Source organism: Dysgonomonas sp. ZJ279, from assembly GCF_011039205.1.
Lineage (GTDB): Bacteria > Bacteroidota > Bacteroidia > Bacteroidales > Dysgonomonadaceae > Dysgonomonas.
The window spans coordinates 313,221-326,248 of the sequence record NZ_JAAKEL010000002.1 but is presented as its reverse complement, the minus strand read 5'-3'; the positions used below and the strand labels follow the sequence as shown (position 1 = coordinate 326,248).

Below are 13,028 nucleotides of genomic sequence, written 5' to 3'. Positions count from 1 at the left end.
TATGCAACGAAAAGTAATTACAAGAGAAGAATATGCGAAACGAATAAATATCATCATAGATTATATAGCTAATAATCTGGATGGGGAGATAGATTTGCAAAAACTTGCCGGAGTATCAGGTTTCTCTCCATTTCATTTTCATCGTATATTCAAAGCTATTGTAGGTGAATCATTAGGGGCATTTATAGTGAGGATGCGTATCGAGACTGCAGCTCGATTGCTGAGATATACAGCAGTACCAGTTCAGGATATTGCTTATAGTGTCGGTTATAATGTTCCCTCTTCGTTGACAAAGGTTTTTAAGCAGTTCTATGCTATTTCGCCAATAGATTATCGTAACAATAAAAATCACACAATTATGAGACCATTACAAATAAGTGAAGATGTAAAATTGAAAGATCCTAAAATAGTTGAGTTATCGCCTCGAAAAGCGATTTATGTACGGCTACAAGGCGATTACAGGACTATGGATTACTGTGGAGCATATAATAAATTATGGGCTTTTATAAAAGAAAATAAACTGTTTACAGCAGGTATCGAAGCGATTACAATAAGCCATGACGATCCTAAGGTTACAGATACAGATAAGCTTCGTACAGATGTCTGCTTAGCTGTTCACAAGGAAGTATTGCCTAAAGGTGAAATAGGAATAAGAGATATTCCCGGAGGTAAATTTGCTGTGTTTACTTACATCGGACCTTATGATAAACTAATCAATGTATTTGATACTATTTACGGGAAATGGCTGCCTGAAAGTGGATACGAACTTCGTATGGAATGCGGGTTTGAAAAATACGTGAATGATTCGTCAAAAGTAGCTCCTGAGAAACTGAAGACAGAGATTTATCTGCCTATTCAATAAACAAAAAAGGTCGGTACGTTAGACGTATCGATCTTTTCTTTTCAAAACTTAATTTACTATTATCTTTTTATTGTTTTACTTTAGTTTGTCTTTTGTTGCCTTTTCTACTTTTTTCGCATCTGTTTTCACTGCCTGAGCATCTTTCTTTGCTTCAGCTTTACCTGCTTTAACTTCCGATTTAACTTCTGTCTTAGCTTTTTCTGATACTGTTTTTTTATGTACATCCTGAGCCATTACATTAGCAGAAGCAATAAGAGCGATGGTCATAACACCTGAAATAATAAATTTTTTCATAAAATTTTCCTTATTGTAAAAGGGTTAAACATGTCATTAATTACATACCAAATGTATAGCTAGTTTGAAAAAAATGGTAGTTAATCCGCGTTAAAAAAAAGTGCTCTATGTGTAACTATTGCAAAGGAATATATATGTCGTTTAAATACTTTCATTTTGATTATTTTGAGATATATAAATGATCTACTCTCAAATATTTTTTGACAATTGTTTCTATATTTATGAGGTATGAGAATAAAATGCTAAAAAGAACAGCCGATGAGTTTATAATCATCGGCTGTTTGACCTATTTAAGTGAATAGAGGATCAGTTTAAATTTGATTCTCTACTTTTTTCAAGAAATCTTTACGTTGTTCATCTGTTCCGCTAGATGTTTCTTCATTGTTGAGCCATGTCGCATTATTAATTCCAATAGAATTTAGCATAGATGGTATAAAATTATCTTCAATAGAGCTTCTGAAATTTTCTGTCGGACTTTGCGATGTTGTGATTACAGTGCCCTTATTTATCTTCAAGAGTGGAGTCCATCCCCCTTCGTAAGAATAAGCAAAATTGACAAGCAATACTTTATCAAAGAAGCCTTTTAGTATAGCCGGCATTGTACCCCACCAGATAGGAAATATAAAAATTATTTCATCGGCATTTTTTAGTACTGCCTGATATTGAATAACCAATGGGTCAAGGGCTTTTCCCTGATTGAAAACAGCTAGTTCTTTTTCTGTAAATGCAGGGTCGAAATTATCTTTGTGAAGATCTATTACCTGATATGCCTTATTCTCTTTATCGAACTTGGCAGTTACTGTATCTAATATTGCTTTATTGAAGCTTCCGTGCCATGGATGGGCAAGTACTATTGTTACCATAATATGTGATTAGTATAATAAATTAAGGCTGCAAAATTACTTATATTTTGTATATTATCCCGCTATGTTAACTTTTATTCCCAAATCTTCAACTTTCTTCCCTATTTTTCTTAAGTCTTCGGCAGGTACTTTTTCAAGCATCTTAGAAGGTGTTTCTCTGTCTATGGTGTAGATCATCACTTCGCGCGGCTTAGTGGCCTTGATGGCTTCTATCCATGCTGAAACCTCTTCTTCCGTAGTGTTGTCAACCACCCTACCCTCGTGGCTACCCCTTAAAAACATAGTTTGCATGATAAAATTCCCTTCAAATCGCTTAAAAAGTTCTATTTGCTTTTCTATACTATACGAAGGTGCATTAGGACGATCTATAAATTTTGCTGTTTCCAGTATGGCCGAATCTAGCTTGAGTATATTGTTATCAACTTTTTTTAATGCTTCGAATACTTTTTGATTAGAGATATGCATGGCGTTCGACAATACGCTTATTTTGGTCTGTGGGATGTACTTGTCGCGAAGTTCGATTGTATCATCTATTATCTCCGAGAATTGTGGGTGCATTGTAGGTTCGCCATTTCCAGCAAAAGTGATAACATCGGGAATTATATTCTCTTCTTTCAATCGAATAAGTTTATCCTCAAGAGCAGCCTTTACATTTTCGCGTGAAGGAAGTTTTGTTTTTGTTTTGAAATCCTTATTATACCCGCATTCGCAATAAATGCAGTCGAAAGAACATAATTTGCCGTCATAAGGCAGTAAATTCATACCCAATGAGGTGCCTAATCTACGACTGTGAATAGGTCCGAAAACTATTTCGTGAAATAATATAGTTGACATAATTATAAGTAAATCTTAATATTTAAATAATCCAACTTACACCATACATAATTAGTATATAACGAATAAGTTTGCCTGCAAACATACTGCCACTTACAATATAAACGTTGGCACGCATGTAACCCAGAGCCAATGCGATAAGATCTCCTACTACAGGCATGAAGCTAAAAAAACCCATTATGGCACCTTTTCCTTCGAGCCAATGTTGCATTTTTTCTATTTTCTCTTTCTTTACTTTCAGATATTTTTCTATCCACTCTATTTTGCCCATGCTTCCCAGATAGTAGTTGGTCATACCTCCCATCCAATTTCCAACAGATGCTACTGCTACACAACCCCATCCATTAAGACCGGCAGCAAGTAATCCGACGAATACAAATTCAGATCCGAAAGGTAGTATAGTGGCAGCTAGAAATGAAGCAAGGAATAATCCTATATATCCATATTCGATAAATCCGTCAAGCATCGTTATCGGGTATAGATAATTATAGCAAATACAATACCAAGTATGATTACAGCTATTCCGATTTTTTTAAGAAAAGATTCTGTTTTCAAACTATCTTCATCATATTTTGCCCCTCGCATAAATGTACGAGGACTGAATATCATTATGATACCTACAATCACCCCTATTGCAGCGTATATGTAATCAATATCAGACAGTTGTGTCATCGTACTTATATTTTAAATGAGATTTTTTTCTTTTTTGCGAGAATATGTAGATACAAAGACCTAATATACTGATGATTGTAATATAGAAACTAATTTTCTGTATCAATGTACCTTTATAATAAACAATTACCTCTCCCGACTGTTCGACTGGTATTTCTATTAATCCGTTCGGGCTTTGTTCTGCCGTTATTTCTTTTCCATTAAGGGTTGCGCTATATCCTTTGTAATATATCAAAGGTAGTTCGAGAATATCTTTTTTGTTCGTATTAACATTGAAGCTTGTGATACCTTTTTCTTTTTTATAATCTGTAATATTGGGCTCTTCGGATTTTGTACTTATTCTATTACCTCTATCATAAATATAGGAACTTGAAGGTACTTTTATTGGCATGTATTCAAGTCCACTATAGTTCGATCGTTTTGTTTCATCTATCTCCCTTAAAGTATTATTTCCATGAATTTCAGCTATTTGGTATGTGAAATTTTTACCTTCGGAGTTAATAACAATGCAGGTTCCTATTATAAAGCCAATTAGAACAATGAGTTTTCTCTTATTTGTCTTTGTAGCCTCAGATAAATAAAATCCTCCTGCAATTGCAAAAAATAAACTGGAGAATTGATACAATCTCCATGGGAATTGCATAAAACTTAGTTTGTTGAAAGGAAATATTGCCCATGGAAATATAGTAGAAGACATAAAAACATAAAATAGACCGACAATTACAAGTATGTCGGCACTTCTCACTAGTTTCGATTTGCCTGAAACAAATACTCGCGTACATATCGAAGCGGTGAGCAATAGGCCTATTTTTACATGGAATGTTTGCAAATGCGAAGTAACTCCTTGTATCATTCCTTCTATGATTGGAGTTATCCGAACTGCCACAGAATTCATATTATCGGGGATTGAGCCTTTAACTTCATAATAAAATGTGTTGGACATCATCTGCTCTATCATTGGAAATAGATAGTACGCGGTAATAATCAATGTTACAAGAGCTGCTATAAACAAATAAGTAATACGTTTGGGTTCTCTTATTAAACACTTATAATAGATTACAAAAAATATTATTAGGGTAATAAAGGTAAGTGCAGAAGAGATAAGATGAGAAAAAATAAGGAGGCTATAGCCAATAGTTAGTATATACCATTTTTTATAGTCTCCTCTTATAATTTCATATGCTCCTAATAAGACTATTGGTAAAAAAATGAAAGCGAATGACTCTCCGATGGCTGCCCTAATGAATAAATCCAGTAGGCGATAGCAGCAAAAGGTATAGAGTAATGCGCCCAGAATGGCAGCTACTGAGCTATTATAGATTCGCTTAATCACGAGATAAGTAGATATGCCACATAAAAGAGTAATGATGAAAATCATGCACTCATAAGCTGTAACATTATCTGTAAAAATAGCAATTACAGCAAAAGGAACGAGTAGTAAATCACAATAGAACGCTTTTATAAAATAGCCATATCCATCTAATCCATTATAGTTGATATACCAAGGGAATCTTCCGTCTTCAATAGCATTTTTCAGACCCTCTATGCGGGCATAATGAACAAGCATATCGTGACCAAGCAATAAAGGTTTGTTAGCCAACATCATATATATGGTCAATAAAGTCAAAATCATAAGAAATAACCAGAAATGTGATTTCTTATTATCTGATATTTTATTTAATATTCTATTGAAAGAATTCATATATTATTGTATGTTACTAACTATATATTTAATGCGCTTGTAACCAATTTTCGCCACTACCGCAATCAGCTCTCAATGGCACAACTAACTTATACGCATTTTCCATTTCTTCAATAACTATCTGCTGAACTTTGTCCAACTCATTATCAAAAACATTAAAGTTTAATTCGTCATGTACTTGTAAAATCATTTTCGATTTTATATTTTCTACAGTGAATCGCTCAAAAATTTTGTTCATAGCCACCTTAATAATATCGGCGGCACTCCCTTGTATCGGGGCATTTATTGCATTTCGCTCAGCATATCCACGTACAGTTGTATTGCGTGAATTGATATCAGGTAAATAACGTTTACGTCCGAAGATAGTTTCGACATATGTTTTTTCACGGGCAATGGTAATACATCTGTCCATGTATTCTTTTACCTGAGGGTAGGTTTCGAAATAACCATCAATCAGTATTTTTGCTTCTCCGCGAGGAATAGATAAACGCTCGGCAAGACCAAATACCGATATACCATATATAATACCGAAGTTGGCTGTTTTAGCTTTACGGCGCATATCACCTGTTACCTGATCGATCGGCAATTTGAATATTTTGGCAGCTGTAGCGGCATGGATATCTTCGCCACTGTTAAAGGCGTCTATCATGTTCGGATCTTTACTCAGATGCGCCATAATGCGCAATTCTATTTGTGAATAGTCGGCAGAAAAGAAAGTACATCCCTTGTCAGCTATAAATGCTCTTCTTATTTCTTTGCCTTGTGCATCGCGAATCGGTATATTTTGCAGATTAGGATTGCTCGAACTTAAGCGACCCGTAGCTGTAACTGTCTGATTATATGATGTGTGTAGTTTGTTATCCTTCGGATTGATAAGTAGTGGAAGAGCATCTATATAGGTGCTTAATAACTTTTTCAATCCTCTGTATTCCAGTATTTTATTGACAATAGGGTGGGAGTCTTTCAGACTCTCCAGCACTTCTTCGCTGGTTACGTACTGACCTGTCTTTGTTTTTTTAGGCTTTTCTACAATTGTAAGTTTTTCGAAAAGGATTTCACCAACTTGTTTTGCCGAATTTATATTGAATTCGGAACCAGCAAGTCCAAATATTTCTTTTTCAATATTTTGAAGCTCAATAGTCAATGTTTTAGAATATTCAGCTAGTGCTTCTATATCTAGTCTGACACCTGCATATTCCATATCGGCCAGAACATATATAAGAGGAAATTCGATTTCATAGAGCAGTTTCTCGACATCTTGTTTTTCGATTGCTTTCTCTAAAATCATTTTCAACTTCAGAGTTATGTCGGCATCTTCACATGCATAATCGCAAATCTGTTCGGGTTTAAGACTGCGCATATTCAATTGGTTTTTACCTTTCGATCCGATCAGTTCTTCAATATGTATTGTTCTGTATTTCAGATAAGTTTCTGCCATATAGTCCATATTGTGTCTCAATTCGGGATTGATAAGGTAGTGAGCTATCATTGTATCGAATAGCTTTCCTTTCACATTGATATCATATTTCTTAAGTACTATAATATCATATTTTATATTTTGTCCTATTTTCAGAATTGTATCATTCTCGAAAAAACATCTGAATTTTTCTACAAGTTTTTGAGCTTTGTCAAAATTTTCATCTACAGGTACATAGTATGCTTCACCTTCTTTAAATGAGAACGACATTCCTACAAGTTCGCTTGATGTTGGATCTAAGCCTGTTGTTTCTGTATCGAATGCACAGAAGTTATGAGCACAGATTTTAGTTATCAGATCGGCTATTTTTTCATCTGTATCAATTAAGTGATAAGAGTGGGGGATATCTTTTAGTTCTTGTAAGCCTGAGTAACTTGTAGTATCGTTATTAACAGCTGCAGTAGGCATTAATTCTGCAAATAAATCTCCTTGAATAGCTTCATGTGTGGTGCTGGGAGGTGCAGCGGCATTCTCTTTCTTCAACACACGATTAATAAGGGTTCTAAACTCGAGTTCTTCGAACAGAGTTTCCAGTTTTTCTACATCTATTCCTTTACGTTTAAATTCTTCCCTTTTAAAATCGATTGGTACATCAGTCTTTATTGTGGCTAAGAATTTAGAAAATATAATTTGTTCTTTATTTTCCTCTAATCTTATCTTTAAAGTTCCTTTAATATGCTTCGTATTCTCAAGTAGATTTTCGATAGTGCCATACTCTTCTAGCAGTTTCTGAGCAGTTTTGGGACCTACTCCCGGACAGCCCGGAATATTGTCGGCAGAATCACCCATCAATCCTAATAGATCGATCATTTGATCGGGTGAGCTTACCTCATATTTGGCCATGATTGCTTTTGAATCGAGCACATCGAAGCCATTTCCAGCAAATTTCGGTTTATACATGAATATATGATCGCTAGTGAGTTGACCATAGTCCTTATCAGGGGTCATCATATATACGTCAAACGATTCTTTTTCGGCTTTTTTCGCTATTGTTCCGATAACATCATCGGCTTCGTAACGCGGCACTTCAAGCATTTTAATATTATATGCCTCTATTATTTGCTTGATGATTGGTACAGCAAGTCTTATATCTTCAGGAGTTTCTTGTCGTTGAGCTTTATAAAGTTCGTAGGCATCATGACGGAATGTTCCACCGGGAGGGTCGAAAGCAACAGCTATATGCGTTGGATTTTCCTTTCTTAATAACTCTTCCAATGTATTTACAAATCCGAATATGGCTGATGTATTAAGCCCCTTCGAATTTACTCTGGGACTTTTTATAAAAGCATAATATGAACGATATATGAGTGCGTATGCGTCTAAGAGAAATAATTTCATCTAAATATGATTTTGAGTTGTTATATGCTGCCAAATTACAGAAAAATCAGTGAAATTAAAAATTGATTATTACTATCTGCATTATGACAAGTTTGCGTATCTTTGAGGCAGAGACCATCGTACAAAAATAAAAAATGTGAAATTTTATTTTTCAACGCTAAATATGTTCTTGACATAGATGCAAAGTTATAAATAAATAAGGCTAAAAGCGGAATTATTTATAAATTTGCATTTCAACTCAATCATAAATATGGATAAAAGGCTTTTAATAGCTCAACCTGTAGCCACTGAACTAGATAAATTTAATCTCTATTACAAAGATTCGATCTTTTGTAATAATTCTCGGATACAAGAAATTATAGATTATATACTGAAATCGGATGGAAAAAAAATTCGCCCGATTTTATTATTACTTGCAGCCCGAGCTTGTGGAGAGATTAATGATACTACCTATAATGCAGCGATTACTGTTGAGCTTCTTCATACCGCTTCTCTTGTTCACGACGATGTAGTGGATGAATCAAAGATTCGCAGAGGGAAAGCATCCCTTAATGCTGTGTATGATAATAAAATGGCAGTTCTTGCGGGCGATTATTTCCTTTCTACAGCATTGATAAAAAGTGTTCTGACCGGAAATATGGAAATAATTTCAGATGTTTCTAATCTGGGTCGCAGTCTTGCAGAGGGAGAATTGAATCAATTGTCTTTAGTAAGAGAATTGATTATTGATGAGACTGAATATTTTGAAGTAATAAAGAAAAAGACAGCATCACTTCTTTCTACTTGTATGAAGATTGGTGCGATATCAGTAAATGCCCCTCGAAGCGAAGTTGATAAGTTTACTCTATTGGGAGAAATATTAGGTGTTTGTTTTCAATTGAGAGACGACATATTCGACTATTTTAAAACAAATGTAGGGAAACCGACTGGCAATGATATACGAGAAGGTAAAATAACACTTCCTTTATTGTATGCAATTGAGAAAGCGTCTGAAGATGAAAAAAGCGAACTTCGTGATATCATTTCATCTTATGATTATACGGAAGAAAATATAGAACGGTTGATATCGTTTGCCAAAGAAAATGGTGGCATAGAATATGCTTATCAGAAGATTGAAGAATATAAAGAAAAAGCAGAAGATATAATCTCGACAGTAACCAATCCGGATGTTCGTAAGGCTCTGGGTCATGCAGTGGAATATATAGTGGAGAGAGCCTATTGATACAATAGCTATAAATATTTAAAAGGAGTGACTCTGCAGAGTCACTCCTTTTATTTTTCGGGAAATGGCTTAAGGGTTTCTATATAGCATTCCTCAATTCTGATAAAATATAATTAACTTTGGATTTCACAATTTAGTCTTTATACAAATGCAACGAACAGAAATAGCTAGTTTAGGAGAATTTGGTCTGATTGATCATTTGACAAAAACAATAGAACTTAAAAATAGTAGTAGCCAAAAAGGGGTAGGGGATGATGCTGCAGTTTTATCGTATGGTGATAAAAAAACTCTGGTAACGACCGATCTTTTGTTGGAAGGCATACACTTTGATCTGACTTACGTACCCATGAAACACTTGGGATATAAATCGGCTATTGTCAACTTCTCGGATATATATGCAATGAATGGTCAACCTAAGCAAATTACGGTTTCTTTAGGTATCTCGAAGCGTTTTTCGGTTGAGGATCTGGAGGCATTCTATGATGGGCTGCAACTAGCTTGCGATCATCATGGTGTCGATATAGTAGGAGGGGATACTTCATCATCATTGACCGGATTAACTATAAGCATTACTTGTTTGGGAGAAGGTGATGAAGGGAAAATTGTTTATCGTAACGGAGCCAAAGAAACAGATTTGATCTGTGTCTCTGGAGATCTAGGAGCTGCTTTTATGGGGCTTCAATTACTAGAGCGTGAAAAAGCTGTTTACGGTGGCGAGAAAGATTTTCAACCGGATTTCTCGGGTAAAGAATATCTTTTGGAACGGCAATTGAAACCGGAGGCTCGTAAAGACATCATTGATCTTTTAGCGAAAGATGGTATTGTTCCTACTTCTATGATTGATATTTCGGATGGTTTGTCTTCTGAGTTGAAGCATGTTTGTAAGCAAAGTGGGGTAGGGTGCTGTGTTTTTGAAGAGCGTTTACCTATTGATTATCAAACAGCCATGATGGCTGAACAATTTAATATGAATGTGACTACCGTAGCTTTGAATGGGGGAGAGGACTATGAGCTTCTTTTCACCGTACCTTTACATCTTCATGATAAAGTATCTCAAATGAAAGGAGTTCATGTGGTAGGGCATATCACCAGAGAAAGCTTAGGACTAATGCTCGAAACCCGTGATGGAACAGAAATTGAGTTGAAAGCTCAAGGCTGGGATTCGATAGAAAAAGAGGCTTGAAGCAAAATTTATTACACAGATATTTGGAGTGAATGAAAATTGTTCTATCTTTGCACACGCTAATAGCAATGGTGCCATAGCTCAGTTGGTAGAGCAAAGGACTGAAAATCCTTGTGTCCCCGGTTCGATTCCTGGTGGCACCACTTTAACAAGAAGCAAATTTGCGTAAATCCCTGAATTTCAATGAGATTCAGGGATTTTTCATTCCCCCTGATAGGCAAAAAACAGCGGTTTTGGGCAACTAAAAAAGTGAAATAGGTGGGACTTTTTGATCCTGCCGCAAAAGTCCCACCTAAACTGTTCTTATTCACTGATACACTGCATTTTGCGTAGCAATACTTTCGGTTCGATTTCATAATTTCACCAACAAAAATTACGATTATGAAACGAAATTCATTCAGCGTTTTCTTCTTTATCAAGAAAACTAAACTACTCAGCAATGGCGAAGCACCTATTCGGCTGAGGATCAAAGTAAACGGTGTTGCCGTAGAGTCCCAAATCAAACGGAGCATATCCCCAAACCTGTGGGATCAAGCAACGGAATCATCAAAAGGTAGAGATCGAAAAGCGTCTGAGCTCAACGAGTATATCCGTATGATGAAGCTCAAAGCGTTGACAATCCATCGTGACTTGGAGATGAGCGGAAAACTATTTACTGCTCGGCTCATTATGAATGCACTGTATAATGCAGATGATGACAAGCGAACTCTTCTGGGCGTATTCCGCAAGCACAACGACGACTGCCGCAAGCTAATCGGCATCGACTATGTCAAAATCACCATCACCCGATTTGATAACTGTTGTAAATATCTTGGCGTGCTAATTCAGCGAAAGTTCGGCAAGGAGGACATCAATCTCAACGAGATTGATGCGGAATTTGTACGTGATTTTGAGATGTACCTCAAAGTTGACAGAGGCTGTCAGCAAAACACCGTTATACGATACATGAAATGTTTCAAAAAGATTATCAATCTCGCCATTGCCAACGAGTGGATGACACGTAACCCTTTTGCTGGCATCAAGTTTCAAGCGAAAGAGGTCATCAAAGAGATTCTGACCAAAGAGGAGATTGAACGAATAATGATAAAGGATTTTGAGATGGAGCACCTTGAATACGTTCGGGACGTTTTCACGTTCTGCATTTTCACTGGCTTGGCTTATACAGATGTGAACAACCTCCGTGCAGAACACCTCACCACCGACAATAACGGAGATGTCTGGATTCGCAAGGCTCGGGAGAAGACCGAGAATATGTGTAATATCCCATTGCTGAAAATTCCTCAGATGATTCTCGAAAAGTACAAAGATCACCCTATTCGTGAGAAAACAGGTGCACTACTACCCGTAACGAGCAACCAAAAGATGAATAGCTACCTGAAAGAGATCGCCACAAGGTGTAACATAAAAAAGACACTGACCACACATTCAGCCCGTTATACATACGCCTCGGTAGTCTGTCTGGCGAATGGCGTTTCGATGGAAAATGTCGCCAAAATGCTCGGACACTCCGATATTCGCATGACCCAGCACTATGCTAAAGTGATGGATTCGAGCATCAAACGAGATATGGCAGGGATTGATAACTGTTTTGCGGATATGGTAATTGTCTAATAATTAAAACTATGAAACGAGAGATAATATCAATTAATGATAACGGGTCGGTCACTGTTCCGTCCGAAGTTAGAATGACCATAAATGAAATTGCCAGCCTATTTGGGGTTTATTACCAATCTGCAAAGCGAATTATCCGCGCCATTGAAAAGTCGGGTGTTGCCGATGGCGACTACTCAATGACATGCACGGTCGATGGACTGACGGTATACCCCGACTACTACGGTTTGGATATGGTCGTGGCGGTGTCGTTTCGGGTGCAGACGGCACAGGCTAAGATTTTTAGGAAATGGATAGTCAAAAATGCAACCACTAATACCACCAGCCCAGTAATAGTTTTGAAAGTGAGTGATTTGCAAATTTTAAACTAATGCTGAGTCGGTCATTATCGTTTTCGGGGCAAAGGTAGCTTCGGGTTTCGAGACGGCTGAGCAAGGTCGAGCCCTGCGGGTTTTCAAAATAATCTCCACGCCTCCACTACGCTTCGGGTAGTATTATTTTGACAAACCTTGCACAGCCTAAACCCGCCTCAACACTGCCCCTGCAACGAAAACGACCGACACGACAAAGAACGCATAACATCAAAAAACCGAGCACACCAATTAATTTTGGTGTGCTCGGTTTTTATTTGCGTCAATTGGCAACTCAACTCCCTCGCCTCTAAATCCGCATAACTATTCTAAAGCCTTATTATAGTTGGTGTCCAGTAATTTTTGTATATCGGATTCCTGATACAACACTTTACCTCCTAACTGAAAATAGGGGATTTTGCCTGTTGTCCTATAATCTTGTAATGTCCGACGACTCACTTTGAGCCGCTCTGACACTTCGGCATCCGTCAAAAACCGCTCGCCTTTCAGGGTCGGGCAATAGGATGCTGTAAATACCTCTACTTTGTCTAACATTAGGTCGAGTGAGTGAAAAAATCGCTTAACCCTCTCATTGTCTTTGGTAATGATTTCGCTCATGG

At 36.8% G+C, this 13,028-nt stretch carries 13 protein-coding genes and 1 tRNA gene; 6 read left to right on the top strand and 8 right to left on the bottom strand.

Features of this window, described 5'->3' with window-relative positions:
- Position 1: 1 nt before the first annotated feature.
- Positions 2 to 862, top strand: a complete 861-nt coding sequence (locus G7Y57_RS05220) for a GyrI-like domain-containing protein (RefSeq protein WP_165021138.1) — start codon at positions 2 to 4, stop codon at positions 860 to 862.
- A gap of 75 nt (positions 863 to 937) precedes the next feature.
- On the opposite strand, the gene G7Y57_RS05215 is transcribed toward G7Y57_RS05220, so the two are convergent.
- From G7Y57_RS05215 to polA, 7 genes are all read right to left on the bottom strand, one after another.
- Complete coding sequence (locus tag G7Y57_RS05215; RefSeq protein ID WP_165021137.1) at positions 938 to 1,156, bottom strand: hypothetical protein; 219 nt, start codon at positions 1,154 to 1,156, stop codon at positions 938 to 940.
- Positions 1,157 to 1,467: 311 nt separating this feature from the next.
- Positions 1,468 to 2,019 carry an NAD(P)H-dependent oxidoreductase gene (locus G7Y57_RS05210; RefSeq protein WP_165021136.1) on the bottom strand — a complete coding sequence of 184 codons (552 nt, stop codon included), beginning with the start codon at positions 2,017 to 2,019 and terminating at the stop codon, positions 1,468 to 1,470.
- Between the two features lie 54 nt (positions 2,020 to 2,073).
- On the bottom strand, positions 2,074 to 2,853 hold the full coding sequence (locus tag G7Y57_RS05205) for a radical SAM protein (protein ID WP_165021135.1): 780 nt from the start codon (positions 2,851 to 2,853) through the stop codon (positions 2,074 to 2,076).
- Between the two features lie 22 nt (positions 2,854 to 2,875).
- Complete coding sequence (locus G7Y57_RS05200; protein ID WP_165021134.1) at positions 2,876 to 3,319, bottom strand: YqaA family protein; 444 nt, start codon at positions 3,317 to 3,319, stop codon at positions 2,876 to 2,878.
- A 2-nt stretch (positions 3,320 to 3,321) separates the two neighbouring features.
- A complete protein-coding gene (locus G7Y57_RS05195; protein WP_165021133.1) occupies positions 3,322 to 3,525 on the bottom strand; it encodes a hypothetical protein in 204 nt (67 codons plus the stop codon).
- Entirely contained in the window at positions 3,509 to 5,158 is a 1,650-nt protein-coding gene (locus G7Y57_RS05190) for a YfhO family protein (RefSeq protein WP_255491344.1), read from the bottom strand. The genes G7Y57_RS05195 and G7Y57_RS05190 overlap by 17 nt, the downstream gene beginning before the upstream one ends.
- Before the next feature lie 97 nt (positions 5,159 to 5,255).
- Positions 5,256 to 8,042 (bottom strand): DNA polymerase I, encoded by a 2,787-nt coding sequence (gene polA / locus G7Y57_RS05185; RefSeq protein WP_165021131.1) that lies wholly within the window; start codon positions 8,040 to 8,042, stop codon positions 5,256 to 5,258.
- 250 nt (positions 8,043 to 8,292) lie between these two features.
- Here polA and G7Y57_RS05180 point away from each other — a divergent pair, with 250 nt between their 5' ends.
- The 5 genes from G7Y57_RS05180 (at position 8,293) to G7Y57_RS05160 (ending at position 12,429) form a co-directional block, all read left to right on the top strand.
- Positions 8,293 to 9,264, top strand: coding sequence for a polyprenyl synthetase family protein (locus tag G7Y57_RS05180; RefSeq protein WP_165021130.1), 972 nt, complete (start codon positions 8,293 to 8,295; stop codon positions 9,262 to 9,264).
- 148 nt (positions 9,265 to 9,412) lie between these two features.
- Positions 9,413 to 10,447 (top strand): thiamine-phosphate kinase, encoded by a 1,035-nt coding sequence (gene thiL, locus G7Y57_RS05175; protein WP_165021129.1) that lies wholly within the window; start codon positions 9,413 to 9,415, stop codon positions 10,445 to 10,447.
- 70 nt (positions 10,448 to 10,517) lie between these two features.
- Positions 10,518 to 10,590: transfer RNA gene (locus G7Y57_RS05170), tRNA-Phe, on the top strand.
- Positions 10,591 to 10,828: 238 nt separating this feature from the next.
- Positions 10,829 to 12,058 (top strand): site-specific integrase, encoded by a 1,230-nt coding sequence (locus G7Y57_RS05165; RefSeq protein ID WP_165021128.1) that lies wholly within the window; start codon positions 10,829 to 10,831, stop codon positions 12,056 to 12,058.
- Between the two features lie 11 nt (positions 12,059 to 12,069).
- Positions 12,070 to 12,429 (top strand): virulence RhuM family protein, encoded by a 360-nt coding sequence (locus tag G7Y57_RS05160; protein ID WP_165021127.1) that lies wholly within the window; start codon positions 12,070 to 12,072, stop codon positions 12,427 to 12,429.
- Between the two features lie 303 nt (positions 12,430 to 12,732).
- Here the strand turns inward: G7Y57_RS05160 and G7Y57_RS05155 are convergent, their stop codons facing one another.
- The gene (locus tag G7Y57_RS05155; protein WP_165021126.1) at positions 12,733 to 13,026 is read right to left on the bottom strand and encodes a helix-turn-helix domain-containing protein; all 294 of its coding nucleotides are present in this window, start codon (positions 13,024 to 13,026) and stop codon (positions 12,733 to 12,735) included.
- Positions 13,027 to 13,028: the final 2 nt, after the last annotated feature.

Coding starts and splice junctions, on each gene's coding strand:
- G7Y57_RS05195 (WP_165021133.1), bottom strand. CDS start 3,525: ATGACACAACTGTCTGATATTGATTACATATACGCTGCAATAGGGGTG.
- G7Y57_RS05180 (WP_165021130.1), top strand. CDS start 8,293: ATGGATAAAAGGCTTTTAATAGCTCAACCTGTAGCCACTGAACTAGAT.
- thiL (WP_165021129.1), top strand. CDS start 9,413: ATGCAACGAACAGAAATAGCTAGTTTAGGAGAATTTGGTCTGATTGAT.
- G7Y57_RS05165 (WP_165021128.1), top strand. CDS start 10,829: ATGAAACGAAATTCATTCAGCGTTTTCTTCTTTATCAAGAAAACTAAA.
- G7Y57_RS05210 (WP_165021136.1), bottom strand. CDS start 2,019: ATGGTAACAATAGTACTTGCCCATCCATGGCACGGAAGCTTCAATAAA.
- G7Y57_RS05155 (WP_165021126.1), bottom strand. CDS start 13,026: ATGAGCGAAATCATTACCAAAGACAATGAGAGGGTTAAGCGATTTTTT.
- G7Y57_RS05200 (WP_165021134.1), bottom strand. CDS start 3,319: ATGCTTGACGGATTTATCGAATATGGATATATAGGATTATTCCTTGCT.
- polA (WP_165021131.1), bottom strand. CDS start 8,042: ATGAAATTATTTCTCTTAGACGCATACGCACTCATATATCGTTCATAT.
- G7Y57_RS05220 (WP_165021138.1), top strand. CDS start 2: ATGCAACGAAAAGTAATTACAAGAGAAGAATATGCGAAACGAATAAAT.
- G7Y57_RS05215 (WP_165021137.1), bottom strand. CDS start 1,156: ATGAAAAAATTTATTATTTCAGGTGTTATGACCATCGCTCTTATTGCT.
- G7Y57_RS05205 (WP_165021135.1), bottom strand. CDS start 2,853: ATGTCAACTATATTATTTCACGAAATAGTTTTCGGACCTATTCACAGT.
- G7Y57_RS05160 (WP_165021127.1), top strand. CDS start 12,070: ATGAAACGAGAGATAATATCAATTAATGATAACGGGTCGGTCACTGTT.
- G7Y57_RS05190 (WP_255491344.1), bottom strand. CDS start 5,158: ATGATTTTGACTTTATTGACCATATATATGATGTTGGCTAACAAACCT.